Annotated in this window: 19 protein-coding genes; 12 read left to right on the top strand and 7 right to left on the bottom strand. The window is 71.4% G+C overall.

Translation table 11 applies throughout. The annotated features are described in order from the left end of the window. Positions 1-39 precede the first annotated feature (39 nt). Complete coding sequence (locus tag IPJ59_RS10260) at positions 40-537, bottom strand: peroxiredoxin (protein ID WP_293271156.1); 498 nt, start codon at positions 535-537, stop codon at positions 40-42. A gap of 136 nt (positions 538-673) precedes the next feature. On the opposite strand from IPJ59_RS10260, the gene IPJ59_RS10265 reads away from it, so the two are divergent. The 3 genes from IPJ59_RS10265 to IPJ59_RS10275 are packed head-to-tail and all read left to right on the top strand — an operon-like array spanning position 674 to position 5,862. Further along, entirely contained in the window at positions 674-2,155 is a 1,482-nt protein-coding gene (locus IPJ59_RS10265; protein WP_293271158.1) for an ABC transporter permease subunit, read from the top strand. 49 nt (positions 2,156-2,204) lie between these two features. Continuing rightward, positions 2,205-4,787: a protein kinase domain-containing protein gene (locus IPJ59_RS10270; RefSeq protein ID WP_293258922.1), complete on the top strand. Its 2,583-nt coding sequence runs from the start codon at positions 2,205-2,207 to the stop codon at positions 4,785-4,787. 4 nt (positions 4,788-4,791) lie between these two features. Then, positions 4,792-5,862, top strand: a complete 1,071-nt coding sequence (locus IPJ59_RS10275; protein ID WP_293271160.1) for an ABC transporter ATP-binding protein — start codon at positions 4,792-4,794, stop codon at positions 5,860-5,862. A 3-nt stretch (positions 5,863-5,865) separates the two neighbouring features. On the opposite strand, the gene IPJ59_RS10280 is transcribed toward IPJ59_RS10275, so the two are convergent. The 4 genes from IPJ59_RS10280 to IPJ59_RS10295 all read right to left on the bottom strand — a co-directional run bounded on the left by IPJ59_RS10280 (position 5,866) and on the right by IPJ59_RS10295 (position 11,659). Next, positions 5,866-7,806 (bottom strand): IgGFc-binding protein, encoded by a 1,941-nt coding sequence (locus tag IPJ59_RS10280; RefSeq protein ID WP_293258918.1) that lies wholly within the window; start codon positions 7,804-7,806, stop codon positions 5,866-5,868. Positions 7,807-8,128: 322 nt separating this feature from the next. After that, positions 8,129-10,117, bottom strand: coding sequence for an IgGFc-binding protein (locus IPJ59_RS10285; protein WP_293271162.1), 1,989 nt, complete (start codon positions 10,115-10,117; stop codon positions 8,129-8,131). Between the two features lie 99 nt (positions 10,118-10,216). After that, the gene (locus IPJ59_RS10290) at positions 10,217-10,519 is read right to left on the bottom strand and encodes a hypothetical protein (protein WP_293258914.1); all 303 of its coding nucleotides are present in this window, start codon (positions 10,517-10,519) and stop codon (positions 10,217-10,219) included. A gap of 75 nt (positions 10,520-10,594) precedes the next feature. Continuing rightward, a complete protein-coding gene (locus IPJ59_RS10295; RefSeq protein WP_293271164.1) occupies positions 10,595-11,659 on the bottom strand; it encodes an ATP-grasp domain-containing protein in 1,065 nt (354 codons plus the stop codon). A gap of 103 nt (positions 11,660-11,762) precedes the next feature. On the opposite strand from IPJ59_RS10295, the gene IPJ59_RS10300 reads away from it, so the two are divergent. The 5 genes from IPJ59_RS10300 (at position 11,763) to IPJ59_RS10320 (ending at position 17,080) form a co-directional block, all read left to right on the top strand. After that, complete coding sequence (locus IPJ59_RS10300) at positions 11,763-12,833, top strand: ABC transporter substrate-binding protein (RefSeq protein WP_293271166.1); 1,071 nt, start codon at positions 11,763-11,765, stop codon at positions 12,831-12,833. 4 nt (positions 12,834-12,837) lie between these two features. Beyond that, entirely contained in the window at positions 12,838-13,884 is a 1,047-nt protein-coding gene (locus tag IPJ59_RS10305; protein WP_293271167.1) for a TauD/TfdA family dioxygenase, read from the top strand. A gap of 22 nt (positions 13,885-13,906) precedes the next feature. Then, positions 13,907-14,494, top strand: coding sequence for a hypothetical protein (locus tag IPJ59_RS10310; protein WP_293271169.1), 588 nt, complete (start codon positions 13,907-13,909; stop codon positions 14,492-14,494). Positions 14,495-14,558: 64 nt separating this feature from the next. Continuing rightward, entirely contained in the window at positions 14,559-16,163 is a 1,605-nt protein-coding gene (locus IPJ59_RS10315; protein ID WP_293271171.1) for a CotH kinase family protein, read from the top strand. A gap of 104 nt (positions 16,164-16,267) precedes the next feature. Further along, the gene (locus IPJ59_RS10320; RefSeq protein ID WP_293271173.1) at positions 16,268-17,080 is read left to right on the top strand and encodes a hypothetical protein; all 813 of its coding nucleotides are present in this window, start codon (positions 16,268-16,270) and stop codon (positions 17,078-17,080) included. A 30-nt stretch (positions 17,081-17,110) separates the two neighbouring features. Here IPJ59_RS10320 and IPJ59_RS10325 read toward each other — a convergent pair whose 3' ends face one another. Next, entirely contained in the window at positions 17,111-18,238 is a 1,128-nt protein-coding gene (locus tag IPJ59_RS10325; protein WP_293271175.1) for a CaiB/BaiF CoA transferase family protein, read from the bottom strand. Between the two features lie 46 nt (positions 18,239-18,284). Between IPJ59_RS10325 and IPJ59_RS10330 the strand changes: the two genes are divergently transcribed. The 4 genes from IPJ59_RS10330 (at position 18,285) to queD (ending at position 21,465) form a co-directional block, all read left to right on the top strand. Further along, complete coding sequence (locus IPJ59_RS10330) at positions 18,285-19,223, top strand: PLP-dependent cysteine synthase family protein (protein WP_293271177.1); 939 nt, start codon at positions 18,285-18,287, stop codon at positions 19,221-19,223. A gap of 105 nt (positions 19,224-19,328) precedes the next feature. Then, positions 19,329-19,997 (top strand): YceI family protein, encoded by a 669-nt coding sequence (locus IPJ59_RS10335; RefSeq protein WP_293258898.1) that lies wholly within the window; start codon positions 19,329-19,331, stop codon positions 19,995-19,997. A 21-nt stretch (positions 19,998-20,018) separates the two neighbouring features. After that, on the top strand, positions 20,019-21,038 hold the full coding sequence (locus IPJ59_RS10340) for a histone deacetylase family protein (RefSeq protein ID WP_293258896.1): 1,020 nt from the start codon (positions 20,019-20,021) through the stop codon (positions 21,036-21,038). Positions 21,039-21,102: 64 nt separating this feature from the next. Then, positions 21,103-21,465, top strand: coding sequence for a 6-carboxytetrahydropterin synthase QueD (gene queD, locus IPJ59_RS10345; RefSeq protein ID WP_293258894.1), 363 nt, complete (start codon positions 21,103-21,105; stop codon positions 21,463-21,465). On the opposite strand, the gene IPJ59_RS10350 is transcribed toward queD, so the two are convergent. Next, the gene (locus tag IPJ59_RS10350; protein WP_293271179.1) at positions 21,466-22,692 is read right to left on the bottom strand and encodes a metallophosphoesterase; all 1,227 of its coding nucleotides are present in this window, start codon (positions 22,690-22,692) and stop codon (positions 21,466-21,468) included. Between the last annotated feature and the right edge of the window lie 6 nt (positions 22,693-22,698).

Below are 22,698 nucleotides of genomic sequence, written 5' to 3' on the forward strand. Positions count from 1 at the left end.
CTCTGGGGACAGGTAGTCAGGGGGCCGGCGTCGGGCCAGCTAGCGGTAGCCGAGCGGGGCGTCGCCGCTGGCCCTGCTGCGCTTGAACATCTGGTTGACGTGGCGCAGGACGTCGTCGCGGTGGCGGGAGATCTGGACCTCGTGGTGGAACACGGCGTCGATGATCATGTCCGGGCGGACGATGACCGTGATCCGGCGGGCGACGTTCATCACGGGCCACAGGACGTCGTAGCTGCGGCAGATCTTGTGGTCGGCGTCCGGGAGGATCGGGAAGGGGGCGCGGGTCGAGCCGGCGAAGTCACACTGGGTCTTCTCGTCGTCGGTGCTGATGCCGATGAGGTTGGCGCCGGCCAGCAGCAGCTCGACGTAGTTGTCGCGGAACATCTTGGTCTCGGCGGTGCAGCCGGGCGTGAAGGCCTTGGGGAAGAAGTACACGACGGTGCACAGGCCCTCCTGCTGCGACAGCACGAAGCGCCGGCCGTTGCTGGCGATCGCGTCGATCTCGGGGGCCCGCTGGCCCGGGCTCGGCCCGCTCATGCTGCGGTTATAACCGGGATGGTCGGGGCAGGCGAGGGGCAGGCGAGGGCTTGCGCGGGCAATACGAGGGGCAGGCGAGGCAGCGCGAGGGCCAGGGCGGTGGTCGGGAAGTTGCCCGCGCTGTAGCCTCGCGGGCATGGCCGCGTTCGCCCTCGCTAGTTCCAGCGGCCGCGCGCGCGGGGTGGCGGCGGCAGTGGGGCTGTGGGTGCTGTTGACGCTGGGGCTGCCGCTCGTGCAGCTGGGGCAGGAGGCGTGGTCGGTGGTCGGTCCGCCGGCGCCGCCGTGGATCTTCGTGCTGGCGGGGTTGCGGGCGCTGGGGCTGGCGGCGGCGGTCGCTGTGATCGCGGCGGTCGCGGCCTATCCGGTGGCGCGGACGGTGTCGGCGCGGGTGCTGCTGGTGCTGGTGCTGGTGTCGCCGCTGGCGCGGGCGCTGGGTGTGTTGGGGTTGGGGATGGCGCCAGGGGTGCCGGCGGTGCTGCTGGCCCAAAGTGCAGGTGCGATCCCGCTGGCGGCGCTGGTGTTGCAGCTGCGGCTGCGTGGGCGGGCCCGGGTCTGGCTCGAAGCGGCGGCCGACCTGGGGGCCGGGCCGTGGCGGCGCTTCTGGGAGGTTGAGCTGCCGCTGCTGGCCCCGGCGCTGGCCCTGGCGGCCGGGTGGGCGGCCCTGTGGGCGCTGGGTGACGTGACGACGCTCGAGCTGGCGGGTGGCGGCAAGGTGTACACGCTGGCGCTGCTGCTGCGCGACGCGGTGCTGAGCGAGGCGAACCCGCGGCGGGCCGCGGCGATCGTGGTCGTGATGTTGGCGGTGGCGGTGCCGTGTGCCCTGGCGATCGCCCGCGGGTTGGCGGGGCTGGCGGGCGAGGTGAGCGGGCCGGGGCCGCGGGCGGGGTCGGGGCTGCGCGCGCTCGGCTGGCTCGGGGTCGGGCTGTCGGCGCTGCCGCTCGCGGGGTTGATCGGTCAGCTGTCTCTTCGGACAGATGGTTCGGGCGGGCTTTTGCTGCGCGGGCTGCTCGCGCGGAGCCTGGCGCTGACGCTGGGCTGCGGGTTGCTGGCGGCGGCGCTGGGCTTCACGCTGGCGCTGCTGCGGCGGCGCTCGGCGGGGCGCGACGCGGTCGCGGCGCTGGTGTTGCTGCCGCTGGCGGTGCCGCCGGTGGTGTACGGGGCGCTGATGCTGCCAGCGGGGCGGCTGCTGGGGTTGATGCCCGGGCCTGGGCTGACGCTGCTGGGCTTGCTGCCGATGCGGGTGGCGCTGGCGTACGCGGGGGCGGTGCTGGCGGTGGCGGCGGTGCAGCCCGAGGTGATCGATGGGGCGCGCGATCTCGGGGCGGGGGCCGGCGCGCGGCTGCTGCGGGTGTGGTGGCCGCTGCTGGCGCCCGCGGGGCTGGCCCTCGCGCTCGTCGGGTTCGCACACGCGCTGGCCGACAGCAGCGTGCCGGCGTTCACGGCGGGCCCCGGCGGCAGCACGCTGGCGGTCGGGATGACGATCGTGGCGCGCGGGGGCGAGGTCGATGTCGTGCCGCGCTGGGCGCTGGGGCTGTCGCTGGCGCCGGTGGCGGTGGTGATGATCTCCGCGTGGGCGTGGCGACCCTTCGCGGCGTCGCGGCGGCGGGCCCAGGGCTGACGGGGCGGGGTCTGCCGGGCGCAGGCGCTCTCTGTTAGGCTTGGCCGACGTGGTCAAAGAGTTCGACCCCCTGGACGCGACCCTGATCGGTGAGACCGATGCGGTGGCACGCCGCGAGCCGCCGTCGATGTCGGGGCTGTTCGCGGGCCGCTACCAGATCGAGCGGCTGGTCGGGCGCGGCGGGATGGGCACGGTGTACCGCGCGCTCGACATCATGGTCGGCGATGTCGTGGCGCTGAAGGTGCTCGACGCGGCGGTGACGGGGGCCACGGACCAGATCGAGTGGTTTCGCCGCGAGGTCCGCCTGGCGCGTCGCATCACCCATCCGAACGTGGCCCGCACCCACGACATGGGCGAGCAGGGCGGGTCGCACTACATCACGATGGAGTTCGTCGAGGGGACCACGCTGCAGGAGGTGCTGCGGGTCCGGGACGGCGAGGCGGGCGACGGTGAGGGCCGGCGCACGCGGCAGGCGCTGGAGCCGGCCCGGGCGGCGCGGGTCGGGCTGTCGGTGTGCGAGGGGCTGGCCGCGGCGCACGCGGCGGGGGTGGTGCACCGCGACCTGAAGCCGGCCAACGTGTTGATCGAGCGCAGCGGTCGAGTGGTGCTGACGGACTTCGGCATCGCCCGCACGCTCAGCGACGAGAACACCGGGGCGCGCACGCAGGGCGTGGTGGGCACGCCGCTGTACATGGCGCCGGAGCAGCTGTCGGGGCTGCCGGTCGACGTGCGGGTGGATATCTATGCGATCGGGCTGATCTTGTTCGAGATGATGACGGGGGTGCTGCCGTTCGCCGGGCACACGCCGATCGCGGCCGCGCTGGCGCGCCTGACCCAGCCGCCGCCCGATCCGCGGTCGGTGCGGCCGGGGCTGCCGGAGCCGCTGGCGCAGCTGATCGTGCAGTGCATGGCGCAGAAGCCGGAGGATCGCCCGGCCAGCGCGACCGAGGTCGCCGAGCGCCTGCGTGCCTGGCTGCTGCAGAGCGGCGAGTCGCTGATGGGCGTGTCGACGGTGACGATGCTCGGGGCGATGGCGGCGGCCGCCGGGGCCGGGCCATTTCCGCCGAGCACCGGGACGCTGACGCCGACGCAGCAGCAGGTGACGACCGGGTCGACCTCGGGGGCGCCCGGGACGATGACGTCGGGAGGCCTGACGCAGGGGGGCACCCGCGGCGGGCCGGGGACGACGCTGACGCGGTCGCTGCGGCCGCTGGCGCCGGTGCCGACGGCCGAGCGGGCGCTGGCGGTGCTGCCGTTTCGCTACGTGGGACCGCCGGACCAGAGCTACCTGGGTGACGCGCTGACGGACGAGCTGATCGACGTGCTGTCGCGGACGCGGGGGCTGCGGGTGCTGGGCAGCGGGGCGACCGCGAAGTACCGCAGCGACCGCGACCCGCGGGCGGTGGGTGCGGACCTCGGGGTCGACGCGGTGGTCGACGCGACGGTGCAGGCGAGCGCGAAGCAGGTGCGCGTGGCGGCGCGGCTGGTCGAGGTGGCGAGCGGGACGCAGCTGTGGAGCGAGCGCTTCGAGAGCGGCCTGGAGGACCTGTTCGAGCTGCAGGATCGCATCAGCAAGCGGATCGCGGAGGCGCTGCGGGTCGAGCTCAGCACAACCGCCAGCGTTGTCGAGGCGCCGGCCGAGGCGGTGTCGTTGTATCTGCGAGGCCGGCGCAAGCTGCTGGCCTTCCAGGTGATCGGGCCCGACGGGGCGATCGAGCTGCTCGAGCAATGCATCGAGCTGGCGCCGCATCTGCAGCCGGCGATCGCGTGCCACGCGATCGCCTGCCTGCGCGCGTGGTTCATGCCGTCGTCGTTCCTCGACGACGAGAAGCCGCGGGACTGGGAGCAGGAGGCGCGGGCGAGCGTGGCGCGGGCGCTCGAGGAGGCGCCCGACACGGCCGAGACCTACCTGGCGCGGGCGATGCTCGGGGTCCAGCTCGGCGAGTGGCGCGAGGCGGTGAAGGCGCTGGTGAAGGCGCTGGAGATCGCGCCGACCTACGCGCACGCGCACCAGTACCTGGCGCAGCTGCAGTGCGAGGCGGGCAACACCAAGGAGGGGCTCGAGCGGGCCAAGCTGGCCTACGACCTCGAGCCGAGCCTGACCGTGTGCCTGTACGACATGGCCCGGCTGAACGCGCTGCGCGGCGACCGGGACGAGTGCAACCGCTACCTCGAGATGGCGGAGCACAACTCGCGCTTTCGCAGCCCGACGCTGCAGTTTCGCCTGCGGGTGGCGACCTGGTACGGCGACATGGACACGGTGCAGGACATCCGCGACAGCCTGGCGGGCGAGGACTCGGACGGCTTCGGGCTCTACGTCGCCAACTTCGCGAAGGCGGTGGCCGGCGACTTCGACAAGCCGCGGCTCGATGAGCTGTGCGCCGAGCTGCTGGCGCGCGCCCCGAGCCCGCGCTTCTACACGCTGATGTGCCAGAACTGCGTCGAGATCTACATGTCGCGCGGGTATCCGGAGGAGGCGCTGCGCCTCTTCCAGCTGGCGGCGGATCGCGTGCTGATCGACATCGAGTGGACCGACCGCTGCCCGCTGCTCAAGGGGCTGCGCAGCTTGCCGGGCTTCGCCGAGGCGCGCCGCAAGGTCCGGCAGCGGGTCCAGGCGATGTGGAGCCTGTGACGGCGTGACGCTCGAGCTGCGGGACATCCACAAGGCGTTCCCGCAGCGGGGCAGCGTGGCCGTGGGGGCCGCGGGGTCGCGCGAGGCGGTGGCGCTGCGGGGGGTGTCGCTGACGCTGCCCCTGAGGGGCTACACCTGCGTGATGGGGGCGTCGGGCTGCGGCAAGACGACGCTGCTGCGGATCGTCGCCGGGCTCGAGCGACCCGAGCGCGGCGAGGTGGTGCTCGGCGGGCGATCGATCACCGCGCTGCCGGCGGAGAAGCGACCGGTGCACACGCTGTTTCAGGGCTACGCCCTGTTCCCGCATTTGAGCGCGTGGGACAACGTGGCCTTCGCGCCGCGCCTCGCGGGCGCGAGCGGGGCGGCGCTGCGGGAGCGCGTCGAGGCGCTGCTGGCCGACGTCGGGCTGCCCCCGCGGCTGTACCCGCGGCGACCGGCCGAGCTGTCGGGCGGGGAGCGCCAGCGGGTCGCGCTGGCGCGGGCGCTGGCGGGGCAGCCGGCGATGGTGCTGCTCGACGAGCCGCTGGCGGCGCTCGACCGGCCGCTGCGCTCGGGGCTGCGGCTGCTGCTCAAGGAGACGCAGCGGCGGCGCGGCATCGGCTTCCTGCACGTGACGCACGAGCCCGAGGAGGCGCTGGCGCTGGCTGACACGCTGGTGTTGATGGACCACGGCGAGGTGCTGGCGCAGGGGGCCCCGGCGCAGCTGTACGCGCGGCCGATGGACATGACGAGCGCGCGCCTGCTCGGCGACCTGACGCCGGCGCCTGGGCAGCCGGGCAAGTGGTTGCGGCCGGAGCGGCTGCTGGTGGTGGATGGCTCGGAGGACATGTCCGATGAGGCAGGTACGTGGCGGCGCACGCTCGCGACCCTGGACGGGGTGGCGTGCCTGGGCGACCGCTGGGAGCTGCAGCTGCGCGGGGAGGGGCAGCGGCTGCTGGCGCGGGGATTGACCGCGCCGTCGGCGGGCCCCGGGGCGGTGGTCGTGCTGCGCTGGCGGGCGGAGGACGAGCTCTTGCTGGGCGAGGGGGCGGCGATGTCGGCGGCGGGGTGGTCGTCGGTGGCGCTGCGGCTGTGAGGGTCAGTCGATCTCGACGGTGTTGATCGATCGGATCGTGGCGCCGGCGGGGTAGGCGTAGGACACGAACTTGGTGTAGACGAGCTGGCTGGCGGCGGAGCCCCAGCCCCACACGGTCACGCCGAAGGGCTTCTCGCTGACGATCTCGTGGCGGCCGTTGGCGCACTTGCCCACCTTCGTGAAGTTGCCGGTGACGAGCTGCACGCGGGTCCACTCGAGGCCGGGGGCGAGCGGCTTCCAGGCGACGAGCGGGCCGGTGCAGCCGAGGACCACGTCGGCGAAGCCGCCGTCCTCCTCGCGGCGCACGACCACCAGCTCGGTCTCCGAGTAGGTCGGGTCGGTGAAGAAGATGTAGCGGCGCTGGAACTGGGCCGGCGGGATGAGGTTGACCCACTCGGGGTCGCCGGCGCCGCCGAAGGGTTGGCCGCCGGTCATGTAGGCGGAGGCGTAGAAGGGGTGCTGCTCGTCCTGGCTGTGCACGTGGAAGGGGCCGGCGGCGTTGAAGTCGGCGACCTGTCCGAGGGTGAGGGTGGTCGGTGCGCCAGGCGGCTTGAAGGGGGTCCAGGTCAGCTGGGTGTCCTTGGCGGCGCCGACCAGGCGCCACGGCGGGGACTCGGGCTTGTTGGGGTCGCGATCGCGGTAGCGGACGGCGGCGTAGGCGTTGCCGAGGGCGCGCACCGGGGGGATCTGCTGGTGGGCGCCGTCGCAGGCGTAGGTGTCGGTCGGGATGTTGAGGCAGGTCGAGCCGCCGAACAGGGCGAATGGTTTGTCGGCGAGGATGGTCGAGCCGGTGAGCTCGTCGTTCTGGTTGATCTGCAGGCTCTCGCCGCGGGACAGCGTGTAGGTCAGGGGCACGCCGGCGGGGCCGCCCTTGACGTCCTTGCCGGCCTTGACGGCGGCGTTGGGGCGCAGCGTGATGTTGGTGTCCTGCTCGCGGGCGATGAAGGTGAGCAGCGGGGTGCCCGAGGGGCCGGCGGGGCCGGCGTTGACGGCGATGTAGCTGCGGTCCCAGACGCTGGTCGGGAGCAGCAGGGAGGCGGCGGTGACCGCCCCCGAGCCGCCGCCGAAGGGCTGCATCTGGTAGGCGGCGACCGGGACGTCGCTGGTGATGTGGAAGGCGAGGCCGCGGCCGGTCCCGGCGATCTGGGTCTCCTCAGGGATCGCGGGGCCGGCGGGGCAGTTGGGGTAGGTACCTGGCCCTCGGGACAGGAAGAGGATCGCGACCTCGCCAACGGGCAGGCCGGCGGCGTTGTTGTAGGGGGCGAAGCCGAGGTCCTGGCCCTGGCCCTTGGGGATCCGCGAGAAGTTGTTGACCGGGAGGATGGTGTTGCCGTGGCGCACCGTGAGGTGGGCCGCGGTGGTGCCGGTGTTGGCGACGAACACGGCGAAGCAGGCGCCCTCGGCCTCGGGGTTGAGCTCGGTCTTCACGGCCCAGAAGTCGCAGCCCTCGGAGCGCTGGAGCAGGCCGGCCGCGTCGCAGGCGCTGAGCGGCTGGCAGCCGTCGTTGAGGCAGTAGCTGCCTGGCTCGCAGGCTTCGATGACCTCGCCGTCGCACAGGACGGCGTCGAACTCGGGGGCGCAGCTGAGGGTGCAGCCGGTGCCGGAGCCGCCGCTGACGTTGCCGCTGGTGCTGCTGGTGCTGCTGGTGCTGCTGGTGCTGAGCTCGCCGGTGCTGGTGCTGCTCTGCTCCTCGCCGCTCGTGGTCGTGATGTCTGGCTCGCTGGTGATGTCGGTGGTGCTGGTGTCGTTGCTGGTGCTCGGGTCGCTGCTGCTCGCGGCGGGCGTCGTGGTGGGTGCGCCGGTCGGCGCACCGGAGCTCGTGACGAGCACGCCGGAGCTCGAGCCGCTGGTCGCGTCGACGTCACCCGTCCACTCGCCGACGGTTTGGCCGCAAGCGAGTGGCAACGCAGCGGCGAGCACTGAGGCGCGAGCCAGCGGTGTCATCGCGGATCAACGTAGGCTAAACCGATCCACGGTGTCGAGCGGCCCACGAGCAGGCGCGTCGCTGCGCCGTCACGCGGCGAGCTCTGGCTCGCGGTCGCCCCCACGCCGGGGAATGTGCGTCTCCCGCTCGTATGAAACTGTCCCAAGGGACAGGTAGCACATGCGCGCGCGAGCGGCCCCGCGATCGCTTCGCCAGAAATCAGGCCTTCTCGCCAGGAAATTCGGCAGCGGGGCCGGCGCCCCGCGGGCCGGTCCCGCGCGGAGGCGGGGCCTTGGCGGGGCGCGAAGCGGGGGCTGATTGGCGCCTGTCCCGAGGGACAGATCATTGCGGGAGGATGACGACGTCGTTGATCGACTTGATCGCGGCGCCGGCCGGATAGGCGTACGACACGTACACCGAGTTGAAGCCGACGCTGGCGTTCGAGCCCCAGCCCCACACAGTCACGCCGAAGGGGTTGTCGCTCTTCATCTCGTGGCGGCCGTTGGAGCAGTTGCCCTGGTCCTGGAAGTTGCCGGTGACGAGGTCGACGCGGGTCCACTCCTGGTCCTGGCCGAGGGCGGTCCAGTTGCCGAGGTCGCCGGCGCAGCCGAGGTTCACGGGGGCGAAGGCGCCGTCCTTCCGGTTGCGGACGACGACGAGCGAGGTGTCGGGGTAGGTGGGGTCGGTGAAGAGCACGTACTCGTCGAGGTACTGGGCGGTGGGGATGACGTTGACCCACTCGGGGTCGCCGGTGCCGCCGTAGTTGGCGCCTCCGGTCATGTAGCCGGCGAAGTAGAACGGGTGGTCGAGGTCCTGGCTGGAGACGAGGAAGGGGCCGGCGGCGTTGAACTCGACGGCCTGGCCGAGGGTGAGGACGTCGGGGGCGCCGTTGGGCTTGGCGGGGATGTAGGTCAGGTTGGTGTCGGCGACGGCGCCGACGAGGCGCCACGGCGGGGACTCCTCGTTGTTGTTGACGCGGTTGCGGTAGCGGACGGCGGCGTAGCTGTTGCCGAGGGCCTTGACCGGGGGGATCTGCTGGTGGGCGCCGTCGCAGGCGATCGCGTTGGGGAGCACGTTGAGGCAGCTGGCGCCGCCGAACATGCCGAAGCGCTTGTTGCCGACGATCGGCGAGCCGGTGAGCTCGGTGGGCTGGCTAAACTGGAGGGTCTGGCCGCGGTTGATCATGTACTTGATCGGGACGCCGGCGGGGCCGCCGGGGACGCCGTTGCCGCCGACGATCGCGACCTTGGGATCGATCGTGATCTCGGTGCCATCCTCCGCGCCGACCACGCTAAACAGCGGGTTGGCCTGGGGCACGGCCTGGCTCTTGAGGTAGGCGTTGATGGCGATGTAGTTGATGTCCCAGACGCTGGTCGGCAGCAGCAGGGTGGCCGAGGTGGCCGCGACCGAGCCGCCGCCGTAGGGGAGCATCTGGTAGGCGGCGACCGGGTAGTCGGTGCTGATGCGGAAGGCTTTGCCGAAGCCGGTGCCGACGACGTGGGTCTCCTGCAGGATGCCGGCGGGCGCGGGGCAGTTGGGGAAGCCGCCGGGGCCGCGCGAGAGGAACATGATCGCGACCTCGCCGACGGGCAGGCCGACGTTGGCGTCGTAGGGGCCGTAGACGATGTTCTTGCCCTGGCCCGAGGGGATGCGCGTGAAGCTGGCGATCGGCAGGACGGCGCCGTTGTACTCGACGGTCAGCTTGACCGGTTGGTCGCTGGTGTTGGCGACGAAGGCGGCGAAGCACGAGCCGGCGGCCTCGGCGATGAGCTCGCTCTTGACGGCGTAGTACTCACAGCCCTCGGAGCTCTGGAACAGCTCGGCGGCCTCGCAGGGGGTCAGCGGGACGCAGGCCGCGTCGACGCAGTAGTTGCCCTGGGCGCACACCTCGACGACCTCGCCGCCGCACAGGACCGACTGGTTGTCGTCGGCGCAGGAGAAGTCGATGCAGGGCTCGCCGGTGGTGCTGTCGCCGCCGCCGGTGCTGGCCGTGGTGGTCGTGCTCGGGTCGGTGTCGCTGACCGAGACCTGCATCGTGGTCGCGCTGTCGGTGGCGGTCGCGCTCGGGTCGCTGGTGTTGGCGGTGGTCGCCTCGGTGCCGGTCTGCGAGGCGGAGCCCGAGCCGGCGGTGGTGTCGGTGGTGGTCGGGACCGTGTCGCTGACCGAGCCCTGCGTCGGGTTGTCGGTGGCGGAGATGCTCGTGCTGGGGTTGGTGGCGGAGGTGGTCTGCCCGGCGCTCTCCTCCGTCCGGCCGGTGTCATCGCCGCAGGCGAGGGGCAGGAGGGCGACGAGGCCGAGGCGAAGGGCTGGGTGACAGGCCAGAGTTTTCATGCCCCGACGGTAGACGCGCCGCGACCCGCTGTCGACGGTCGATGGGCTCGCTTGCGAGCACGGGCTGTGGCGGGCGAATGGAGGCGAAATTCGGGGTTTTTACAGCGGGCCCGCGAGCTTCTGGACCGTGGCTTCCATGCGGCCGGTCCACTGGTTGACGCCGACGGCGATGACGCGGACGCGGTAGCGCTCGCCCTTGCGGGCGCCGGGGAGGCGCATGTCGGCGTCGCCGAGCTTGCACACGCCGTTGGCTCCGATCACGGGGCGCGAGATCTCGTCGGCGATCGTGACCTCGTAGATCTGACCGACGACGACGCGGCGGTCGTGGCTGTCTGAAAGGACAGGTGCATCCGTCGCATGCGGCGCGCCCTCGTCGTGGTCGTTGGGGTCGGCGGGGTGCATGCAGCGGGCGGCCCCGCATCATGCCACATCGGGCCCGGCGCGGCGGAGCCCGGCGCGCGGCTCGATCTCGACAATCTAGACCGTGCCGTGCATCTGGCTCATGCCGACGATCTCGTCGACGAGCTCCTGCTCGGCGCGCTTGTGCATGACCTCGTTGATCTGGACCAGCGCGGAGGGGCTGGTGAAGTTGATCTCGGAGAGCAGGTCGCCGATGAAGTCGAGGCCGAGGAGGTGGAGGCCGCGCGGGCTGAGGGCGTCGGCGACGGCGGCGACGGCGGCGAGCTGGCGCGGGGTGGGATCGAAGGCGCGGACGCTCGCACCCTGATGCAGGTTCGCCAGGCGCGAGCCGGGGCCGGGGATCCGGGCGACGCTGCCGAGGATGCGGCGGTTCATGACCAGGATCCGGAGATCGCCGCGGGTGGAGATCGCGGGCTGGAAGGGCTGCACAACCACGCCGCTGGTGTCGGCGTGGGCGGCCCAGTAGGCGGCGAGCTCGGCCTCGGGGGCGAGCGGCGGGAAGAAGGCGATGCCGCGGCCGCTGCACTCGCCGAGCGGCTTGACGACGGCCTCGAGCGGCTGGGCCCGGACGGCGCGCAGCAGGGCCGGGAGGTCGGGGCAGTGGACGGTGGGGACGGCGAACTCGGGGAACAGGGTGGCGGCGAGCAGGTGCTCCGAGTGGCGGAGCACCTCGGCGGGGTCGTTGATCTGCAGCGGGCCGCGCTCGCGCGGAGGACCGGGACATGTGCTCAGGTCCGCGGAGCCGGGGTGGAGGCTTGCGGAGCTGACGTGCAGGCCAGCGAAGCCAGGGCTCAAGCAAGCGAAGTGGTTGGCGTGGGCGCGGTAGGTGGCGTCGACCGGCGGGTCCTTGCGGTGAATGAGGACGGTGTAGTCGCGGGCGTCGGCGCGGCGCTGTGGGCCGAGCGTGGCGTAGGGCTCGCGGGCGGGGTCGACGTGGACGACGGCGTTGACCGGGAGCGCGGCGAGGTAGGTCGCGCTCGCCACGTGGGGGTCGCAGGCGAGGAGATCGCAGTAGTCGACCTCGATCCCGCGCCCTCGCAGCTCGGCCATCACGCGCAGCGTGGTGTCGAAGCGCGGCTGGAAGCTGGCGACCGGGTCGCCGGTGATGAGGTACTTCGCCATCGTGGTCCCGGGCCGGCGCAGGCTAGCCACGCCCTGGGGTGGCGGCGAGCGGGCGGACCGTGACGTTGCGCTCGCGGCTGCGGGCGGTGTAGCGTGGCGAGCGATGAGCCTGAGCCGACGAAAGGTCTGCACGCTGCTCGGCGGGCTCCCGGGGGTGATGGGGCTGGGTGGGCTCGTGGGCCCGGGTTGCAGCCGGGAGTCGCGGCAGCTGACGCTGTACAACTGGGGCGACTATCTGGCGCCCGAGGTGGTGGAGCGCTTCGCGGCGCGCGAGGGCGGAGCGACGGTCACGCAGGATTTTTATCTGTCGGAGGGCGAGCTGTTCGCCAAGCTGCAGGCGCGCGCGGCCTACGACCTGTGCGTGCCGCTCGACTACCAGATGTCGCGGTTGCAGCAGCACGGGCTGGTGCGTGCGCTGGACCTGAAGCAGCTGCCGGGGGTGGCGAACCTGGCGGAGAAGTTCCCGCCGTGGCGCGCGCGAGCCGAGCGCGGCGGGGCGTGTCACGCGATCCCGTATCTGTGGGGCACGACGGGGATCGGCTACGACAGCGATAAGATCGCGGCGCCGCCGACCAGCTGGAAGGCGCTGTTCGACCTGCGCTACGCCGGTCGGATCAGCGTGATCGACAGCAAGGGCGACGTGTTCGACCAGGCGCTGCTGGCCGCGGGCATGGGGATCAACTCGACCGACAAGCCGGCGCTGCAGGACAAGATCTTCCCGATGCTCGAGGAGCAGAAGAAGATCTTGCGGGCGTACGACAGCAGCCCGGCGCGGGCGCTGGTGACGGGCGAGACCTGGATCGCGCAGATCGACAGCGGCGACCTGATGCGGGCGCGCAGCAGCAAGCCGAGCCTGCGCTACGTGATCCCCGAGGAGGGCGCGGCGTACTGGGTCGACTATCTGGCGGTGCCGGCGGCGAGCACCCAGGCGCCGCTGGCCCACGCGTTCATCGAGTTCCTGCTCGACCCGGAGATCGCGGCGATCAACGCCAACTTCCTCCACTTCGCCACGCCGAACCGGGTCGCGCTCGAGCGCGGCCTCATCACCGACAAGGATGACCCGCAGGTGTACCCGCCCGAGACGCTGATGCCGAAGTTGCACGTGTCCGAACATTGGTTCGGTGAGACCGAGAACCTGGTCGACAAGCTCTGGCTCGAGCTGCGGGGGAGCTGAGCCGATGCCCCAGTTCTCGACGATCCGGAATGAGGCGGGCGACAGCCTGCCGGTGGCCAGCGGCGGAGGCGGTCTGGCGGGGCTGCTGGAGTTCGTGGAGCACGAGCGCGGGTGGCTCGGCGATCAGCTGAACACCCGCGGGGCGGCGCTGCTGCGGGGCTTCGGCCTGCGCACGCCGGCCGAGTTCGAGGTGGCGGCCCGCGCGGTCGAGCCGACGCTGCAGAACGAGTACCTCGGGACCTCGCCGCGCGACGCGTTGACGCCGTACGTGTTCTCGGCGAGCGAGCTGCCGCCCTACTACCCGATCCCGCAGCACTGCGAGATGACCTTCGTGAAGACCCCGCCGCGACGGCTGATGTTCGCCTGTCTGGTGGCGCCGCAGGGCGGCGGCGGCGAGACGCCGCTGTGCGACATGCGAACAGTGGCGGCGGAGCTCGATCCGGCGGTCCGCGAGCGGTTCGAGCGCGGGGGGATCCGCATCATCCGCAACTATGGCGGGCCCTCGGGGAAGGGGCGCTTCGATCTGTGGCAGCTCAAGCGCTGGGACGAGCTGTTCCAGACCACCGACCGCTCGGCGGTCGAGGCGAAGTGCGCGGCCGAGGGGGTGTTCACGGACCTGGCCTGGGGCCCGGGCGACCGCCTGCGCCTGATCAGCGAGCACGACGCGCTGCGGGCCCACCCGGAGACGGGCGTGCCGGTGTGGTTCAACCACGTGCAGGTGTTCCACCTGTCGACCGCGGCGGCCGAGCTGCGGCGGATCTACGGGCGCACCGGCGATCTGCGCAGCCTCGGTCTGTGGGGCTTCGCGCGGGTGATGACGGCGGTGAAGCGGCGCAGCAAGGGGTCGGAGGCGCAGGCGATGCACTGCACGCACCGGGGCGGGCGCGAGATCGCGGAAGCCGATCTCGAGCATGTGCGCGACACGATCTGGCGCCACCTGATCGCGGAGCCGTGGCAGCAGGGCGATATGGTGGTGATCGATAACGCCGCGGTGTCGCACGGGCGCCTGCCGTATCGCGGGCCGCGGCAAGTCGTGGTCGCCTGGGCCTGAGACAATCGATAGAGTGGCGGTGATGAAGGCCTTGTCCCGTCACCTCACCCTCGCGCTCGTCCTCCTCGCTGCCGCGGCGCCGATCGTGCCCGCGTGCTCGCCGTACACGGTGGTGCAGAAGTCGGGGCCGCCGTCGGCACTGGCGGGGGTGAAGCAGGTGCAGGTGCGCTTCGACTGGTCGCAGGTGCGCGTGCTCGGCAAGTCGGAGGCGGAGTATCTGGCCGAGAAGGACGCGGGGGAGCAGGCCGACTTCCAGGTGATCAAGCAGGAGACCGACGCGGCGATCCTCGAGGGGTTGACGGGCACCGTCGGCGCGGGTGTCAGCTTCACCACCGGGGCCGGGCCGCTCGATCCGGCCCAGCCGGCGGTGGTGGTGCAGTACGTGGACGTGCAGACCGGCATCTACACCCCGGTGTACAGCCTGCCCTCGAAGATCGCGGCGCGCTTCTCGTGGGGCCGCGACGGCAACTTCACCGACATCATCGACACCAACGCGATGGTGGGGGCGAGCATGACGACCCCGTCGGACCACCAGCGCATGGGCATGGCCGGGAAGATGATCGGCAAGGCCGCGGGGAAGTTCTTCGTCGAGGCCCAGGGCGGGAAGTAGGGCTGCGGTGCCTGGGCTGGGAGTGGCGTTGACTGGCCCGCGGGCCGCCCGCAAGGTCGCAAGGATGCGCGCTTCCTGGCTGGCAATCGCGTGGACGGTGGTGTTGCCCGGTCTGGCCTGCGGTGACGCCGGGCCTGCGACGATGGAGGCGGGGAGCTCGAGCTCGGGCGGGACAACGGCAGTGGGCAGCACGACGGAGCCCACGCCGACGAGCTCGAGCGCCGGGTCGAGCGGGGCGACGGGCGAGAGCGGCGAGGCGACGACGATGCTGGCGCCGGTGTGTGGCGACGGGGTGGTCGACGAGGGCGAGGCCTGCGACGACGGCAACCAGGAGGACCGGGACGGCTGCTCCAACGAGTGTTCGGACGCGTACGTGCCCGATGCGGTGACGATGGGCATGGAGCTGCCCAAGGTGCTGCCCGTGCTGCGGGTGAACGTGGGCGGGCAGACGATCGAGAAGGATGTCGAGATCGCGGGGACGATCGAGGTGTTCGAGGAGCACGACGGGACGCTCACCGACCTCGACAAGATCTCGCCGACGCTGACCACGAAGATCGCGTTCGAGGGCCGCGGGAACTTCACGTGGACGCTGCCGAAGAAGGGTTACGCGTTTGAGCTGCAGGACGGCGCGGGCAACGGGCTGGACCAGACGATGCTCGGGCTGCCCGCCGGCAGCGACTTCGCGCTCTATGCTTGTTATACGGACAAGACCTGCATGCGCAACGCGCTGGTGTTCGCGCTCGGGCAGGAGCTGGGGAAGTGGAGCCCGCGGACGCGCTTCGTCGAGCTGGTGATCGACGGTGATTACCGCGGGCTCTACATGGTATGGGAGCGCATTCGTCGCGACGAGACCCGCTGCGACGTCGACAAGCCGGCGGCGACCGCCAAGGCCGGCGACGTGAGCGGCGGGTACATCCTGCGCCACGAGGGCGGCGGCAAGGGGCCCGAGACGGTGGACGGCGTGGTCTACGAGCAGGACTTTGCGACCAGCAACGGGTATGTGTACACTTTTCATTATCCCGACGCGTCAAAGCTGACGGCCGAGCAATCCACGTACCTGCGCGGCTACATGCAGGACTTTGAGGACGCGCTGCAGGCAGATCCGGCGGACCACGCCAGCTGGATCGACCTGCCGTCGTGGGTGGACCACTCGATCGTCGAGGAGCTGACCAATAATTGGGACGGCTATGTGCACAGCGTCTATATGACGAAGGCGTCGGCGGAGGATGGCGGGCGGCTGGCGATGGGGCCGCTGTGGGACTACGACCTGGCCTTCGCCAACGGCAACGTGACTGGCTACAACTGCGCGACCGACAATTGGGCCTACCAGAACGTGCGCGGCGCGCCCGACGATATGCCCACATATTGGCTCTCGCTGTTCGCGGACGCGGCGTTCCAGGGCGCGTTCAAGTGCCGCTGGCAGGCGCTGCGAGGCGGGCCGATCAGCAGCGACAGCTTCGCCGCGCGGGTGGCGAGCTGGGTGGCGTACACGGCGAAGGCCCGCGTCCGCGATCAGGTCCGCTGGCCGACGCTGGGGATGATGATCTTCCCCAACTGCTTCTCGCGGCCGACCTACGACGAGGAGGTGACGGCGCTGATGGAGTGGATCGACGCGCGGGTCGCCTGGCTCGACGGACAGGCGGCGGCGATGCCGGGCAGCTGTTCGTGAGCTCCAAACGAAGCTCAACCGCTGTCCTCCGGCCGAGTCCGACCTCGCGCTCCCGCGCTGACCGCATTGACAGGCACATCGGGATCCGCCGATGCTGCTGGATCATGCGCCGCTCGGCTCCTCGCATCGCGTCGTGGTGCCTCCTCGTCCTCGCCTGCGGCGACAACAGGGGCGGGTCCTCGTCGAACGCCACCCTCGCGACTACCACCGAAGCGACCACCGACACCGACGGATCCGCCACGGCCAGCCCGACCAGCACGGGTCCGACCACCGACCCGACCTCGGGACCGCCGGGCACATACTGCCAGGAGCGCTGCACCGCTGACATCGACTGTCAGATCGCGGGCACGGACATCGGCTCGACCTGCGAAAACGGCACCTGCACCGAGTTTTCGCCGAACGCGTGCGCCATCGACTTCGAGTGCACCGTTGTCCACAGCGAATGGCTCGGCCTCTGCGTCGCTCAGGCCGAGTGCCCGATGGGCTACGCCTGCGCCCGCGTCGACGAGCTGGGCCGCTGCGCGCCGCTCCCCGGCCAGCGCGGGTGCATGGCCGGTACCCAGGAGCTCATGGTGCCGCCGTATGAAGGCGGCGCCGACATCACCGTGTGCGGCGTGACCGGGTGGACCTGCGACGGCGGCACCTGCATCAACCCCTGCGAGAGCGACGCCGACTGTGGCAGCACCCACCGGCCGCACTGCAGCGCCGGCGACTGCGTGTGCCAGAGCGACGCCGAGTGCATGACCCAGGGCGCGGCCGCGTGCATCGACGGCCGCTGCGGCTGCAACGCGGACGACCAGTGCATCAGCTACAAGAGCGACACGTGCTTTGCCGGCCAGTGCGGCTGCTCGTCGGTCGCTGTGTGCCCCGAGAAGGTCTTTCACGACGGCACGATGTGGGTCTGCGAGGGCCTGTGAGTCACGGGACGCCTGGCGGCGCTCGGAGTGTCACTCGTCCCAGTCGGCGCCCGCGTGCTCGCCGAGGGCGGGTGGGCGGCGGTAGCTGGCGATCGGGGTGCGCGACAGGTGGATCGGGCTGCGCAGGCAGGGGGTGCTGGCGTCGTCCATGGCGGTGAACAGGCCGCGGGCCAGGAGCTGGGGGTCGTGGGCGAGCTCGCCGAGGTTCTGGATCGGTCCGTGTGGGACGCCGGTGTCGGCGAGGCGGGCGAGCCAGTGGGCACGTGTCCCAAGGGACAGCCTGGCCTGGATCGCGGGGACCAGCAGCTCGCGGTGGCGGACGCGGGCGGGGTTGCTGGCGAAGCGCGGGTCGCCGGCCCAGCCGGGCTCGCCGAGGGCGCGGGCGAGGGCGGCGAACTGGGGGTCGTTGCCGACGGCGATGACGAGCGGACGGTCGGCGGTGGCGAAGCTCTGGTAGGGGACGATCGTCGGGTGGGCGTCGCCGAGCGGGCGCGGGACCTCGCCGCTGCACAGGAAGTTCATGCCGAGGTTGGCGAGGCCGGCGACCTGGACGTCGAAGAGTGCGAGGTCGCAGTGCTGGCCGAGGCCGCTGCGCTCGCGCTCGCGGAGGGCGGCGAGGATGGCGATGACGGCGTAGAGGCCGGTGCTGAGGTCGGCGACGGCGACCCCGACCTTGGTGGGGTGCTCGGGGTCGGGGCCGGTGACGCTCATGAGGCCGGCCATGGCCTGGATGAGCGCGTCGTAGCCGGCGCGCGGGGCGAGCGGGCCGGTGTGGCCGAAGCCGGTGATGCTGCAATAGACGAGGCGCGGGCAGCGAGGGTGGAGGCTGGGGAAGTCGAGCTGGTGGCGGGCGAGGTCGCCGGGCTTGAAGTTCTCGATCAGGACGTCGGCGCGGGAGAGCAGGCGGAGCAGGGCGGCGTGGTCGTCCGGGCGGGTGAAGTCGAGGAGGCGCGAGCGCTTGTTGCGGTTGGCGCTGAGATAGTAGGCGGCGACGCCGTCGTGGTCGGGCGGGCCCCAGCGGCGGGTGTCGTCGCCGCGGGGGTGCTCGACCTTGATGACATCGGCCCCGAGGTCGCCGAGGATCTGCGCGGCGTAGGGGCCGGCGAGGACGCGGGAGAGGTCGACGACTCGCAGGCCCGCGAGCGGGAGGGAGGACATCGCCGGGTTATAGCCGGTGCGCGCGGCGGTGTATGCTCGCGGGCGGGTGACGACGATCCTCGATCATATCGGTGGTACGCCGCTGGTGCCGCTGCGGCGGATCGGCGGCGGGCTGACGGTGCTGGCGAAGTGCGAGCACATGAACCCGGGCGGGAGCGTGAAGGACCGCATCGCCCGCGGGATCGTGCGCGACGCGGAGGCGCGTGGGGTGTTGCGGCCGGGGATGACCTTGATCGAGGCGACCGCGGGTAATACGGGGATGGGGCTGGCGTTGGTGGCGGCGGTGCGAGGATATCGCCTGGTCTGCGTGATGCCGGAGAAGATGTCGGTCGACAAGCGGCAGGCGCTGGCGGGCCTCGGGGCGCAGGTGATCGTGACGCCGAACGCGGCGCCGGGGCACGTCGATAACTTTCGCAATGTGGCGCGGCGGCTGGCGGCGGAGCGCGGGTGGTTCCTGACCGATCAATTCGAGAATCCTGTGAACGTGGACGTGCATGCGGAGGAGACGGCGGCGGAGATCCTGGCGCAGACGGACGGGCAGGTCGGGGCCTTCGTGGTCGGCGCGGGCACGGGTGGGACGATCAGCGGGGTCGGGCGACGATTGAAGGCGGCGTGCCCGGGGGTGCAGGTGGTGCTGGCAGATCCGGTCGGGTCGCTGCTGGCAGATTGGGTGGAGGGGCGGACGGACGGCAAGGACGCGAGCTACGCGGTGGAGGGGATCGGGGCGAGCGAGGCGCCGGTGAACCTGCACCGGGCGGTGATCGATTCGGCGGAGCGGGTGAGCGACGAGGAGAGCTTCGCGATGGTGCGTCGGTTGATCGTCGAGGAGGGGCTGCTGGTCGGGGGGTCGGCGGGGACCAACGTCGTGGCGGCGCTGCGGGTGGCGGCGCGCGGCGGGCTGCGTGGGCCGGTGGTGACGGTGCTGCCGGACGGGTGGGACCGCTATCGCGCGACGGCGTGGATGCAGCGGATGATGGGGGGGTGAGGGTCAGCGTGGGGATTGTTGCGCGGGGTGCAACGGGCTGTTGTGGGCTGTCTTGTGGGCTGTGGGCTGTCGCGCGGGCGGGGGGCGGTGATAAGGTCCGCGGCGATGACGTACACGAACAAGGTCCTGCTGGCGGCGCTGCTGCTGTCGGTGAGTTGCAAGAGTGAGCTCGATGGCAAGCCGGTGGCGAAGGTCGCCGACGCCAAGGGCGAGGTGAAGCCGGCCACCGACGCGAAGGCGGACGCGAAGGCGGACACGAAGGCCGACGCGCCGAAGGCGGAGGCGAGGACGCTGAAGGCGGACCCGGCGGCGAGCACGATCGGGTTTGTCGGCGCCAAGATCACGGGCGACCACAAGGGCGACTTCAAGAAGTTTACGGGCGAGGCGACGGTCGCGGGGACGGTGCCGCAGTCGGTCAAGTTCTCGATCGAGATGGCGTCGGTGAGCTCGGACGCGGAGGACCTGACGACGCACCTCAAGAGCGCCGATTTCTTCGACGTGGAGAAGTTCCCGAAGGCCGAGTTCAGCTCGACCAAGATCGAGGCGAAGGTGGCCGGTGCGGCCAACTATGAGGTCACCGGTGACCTCGACCTGCACGGGGTCAAGAAGTCGATCAGCTTCCCGGCGACGATCACGGTCGACGACCGCGGGGCCAAGGGCGACGCGGAGTTCAAGATCAACCGCAAGGACTTCCAGATCGTGTACCCGGGCAAGCCGGACGACCTGATCAAGGACGAGGTGCTGCTCAAGATCTCGCTTGGCTTTGTGCCCTGAGCCGGGCCAGGATGGGGTCGCATGACGACCCTGCTGCTCTGCGAAGAGGCGATGCTGGCGCACGATCAGGGGCCCCGGCATCCCGAGAGCCCGGCCCGCTTGCAGGCGATCCTCGAGCGGCTGCGGGCGCGTCCGGTGGCCGGCACGCGCTGGCAGGCGCCGCGTCCGGCACTGCGAGCGCAGGTCGGCCGGGTGCACGCGGCGGAGTACGTCGATTTTATCGACCAGGTGCGCGGGCAGCAGGTGGAGATCGACGAGGATGTGCGCATGTCGGCAGGCAGCACGGACGCGAGCTATCTGGCCGCGGGGGCGACGATCGACGCGGTCGAGGCGGTGGTCAGCGGGGCGGCTCGCAACGCCTTCGCGCTGGTGCGACCGCCTGGGCACCACGCGGAGGTGTCGCGGGCGATGGGCTTCTGCGTGTTCGCCAACGTGGCGATCGCGGCCGAGCACGCGCGCCAGCAGCTCGGTGTGGAGCGGGTGCTGGTGATCGACTGGGACGTGCACCACGGCAACGGGACGCAGCACATCTTCGCGGGCCGCGACGACGTGCTGGTGTTCAACACGCACCAGTGGCCGCACTACCCGGGCACCGGCGCCGTGCACGAGCAAGGTTTTGGGGCGGGGCTCGGGTACACCGTCAATGCGCCGCTGCCGGGCGGGATGGGCGACGGGGACTATGCGGCGGTGTTCGCCGCGCTGCTGCGGCCGGTGGCGGCGAGCTTTCGTCCGGACCTGGTGCTGGTGTCGGCGGGCTTCGACGCGCACCGCGACGACCCGCTGGGCGACATGCAGGTGACGGCGGAGGGCTTTGCGGGGCTGTGCGCGGTGGCCCGGGAGATCGCGGAGGACACGGCGGGTGGGCGGCTGGTGCTGGCGCTCGAGGGTGGCTACGACCTCGGGGGGCTGGCGGACAGCGTGCACGCCTGCGTGGAGGTGCTGGCCGGGGCGACGCCGCCGGGGCAGCCGCGGCCGTCGCTCGCGGGTGAGGCGGCGCTGCGGTCCTTGCTGGTGGAGCACGGCCGGCGCTGGAAGTTGTAGCTGCGGGGTGTGAGCGAAGGCAGCTCGGCCAGCGCGCGTGGATCGGCTACCTTCCCGGCCCCGCATGGAGATCTTCAAAGAAGTCCGCTTCGAGGCCGCCCACCGCCTGCCCAACGTGCCGCCGGGGCACAAGTGTGAGCGGCTGCATGGTCACTCCTTCGTGGTGCAGTTGCACGTGCGCGGGCCGATCGGCGAGGTGAGCGGGTGGATCGTCGACTTCGCCGACATCGGGGTCGTGTGGGCGCCGCTGCAGGCGGTGCTCGATCACCAGTATCTCAACGAGGTGCCGGGGCTCGAGAACCCGACCAGCGAGCACCTTGCGCGGTGGATCTGGCGGAGGATCAAGCCGGGCTTGCCGGGGCTGTCGCAGGTGCAGGTGCGCGAGACCTGCACCTCGGGTTGCGTGTACCGCGGCGAGGACGAGTGATCACTTCATCAGCGTCTTGCTAAACAGCTCCTTGCCGGTCTGGTCGTAGAAGATACCGGTGAAGCTGTTGTCCATGAGCTCGACCCACATGAAGCCCTCGATGTTGGGCACCGCGTAGTAGGCGGGGTTCATGCCGGGCAGGGGCTCGGCCTTGGAGCCGGCGCCGGAGACGATCCACTCGGTGCCGCACTTGGGCTCGAGCCACTGGAGGTTGTGGTCGTGGCCGCTGATGAAGACGTCGATCTTACCGCAGACGGCGGTCTCCATGGCCGCCTTGACCTTGGCGCCGGTGACGAAGTCGAAGGGGATGCCCTCGAGGTTCTCGTAGTCGCCGGCGTTGCCGTGATCACCGTTCGAGATATAGGGGTGGTGGCCGAAGCCGATCTTCCAGGTGGCGGTGCTCGCGGTGACGCCTGCGACCAGCCAGGCCACCTGCTTGTCGGAGTTGCCGTTGATCGGGTCGGTCATGATCTGGTTGGTGTCGAGGCCCCAGAACTCGGCGTGCTCCTGCTTGAAGCTGTAGTACTTGGCGGGCATCTTCCAGGTCTGGCTCTTCTTGGTGTAGTCGACCTGGTACTGCGACTTCTGGAAGTTCAAGTCGACGCCGATGCCGGCGCCGCCGTAGTCGTGGTTGCCGAGGACGACGTAGATCGGGAAGTCGAGGTCCTCGTAGGGGAGCTCGAACTTGTCCTGGAACTGCGGGTCGTTGACGCTGGTCACGCCGCTGTCATAGAAGTTGTCGCCGAGCAGCAGGCCGAAGTCGCAGCCCTTCTCGGCGCAGAGGGCTGCGATCGCCTGGCCGACGGCGTACTGGGCCTCGTTGCCCTCGCCGGTGTCGCCGAGGGCGACGAAGCGGACCACGTTCGCGGTCCCGCCGGTGGTGCTGTCGCCGGTGGTTGCGTCGGTGGTGGCGTCGCCGGTGGACGGGTCGGTGGTGGTCTGCGGGGTGGTCGTCGGGTCGGAGCCGGGGCCATTGCTGGTGGGGCTGGTGGGGCTGGTGGGGTCGCCGGTGGTCGTGGCGCTGTCGCTGCCGCTGCCGCTGCCGCCCGTGGGCGTGTCGCTGGTGGCCGGGCCGGCGGTGGTCGGCGAGGGTTGGGTGCTGCTGCCCGCCTCGCCGGTGGTCGCCGCGCTGGCGGTGGTGGCTCCGCCGTTGTCACCACAGGCGAGCAGGAGCAGGGCGCAGGTGAGGCCGAGGCCGTGGATACGATCGCGGGAGAGGGGCAGCATCGAGCG

The sequence above is a fragment of the Nannocystis sp. genome, assembly GCF_016714285.1.
Lineage (GTDB): Bacteria > Myxococcota_A > Polyangia > Nannocystales > Nannocystaceae > Nannocystis.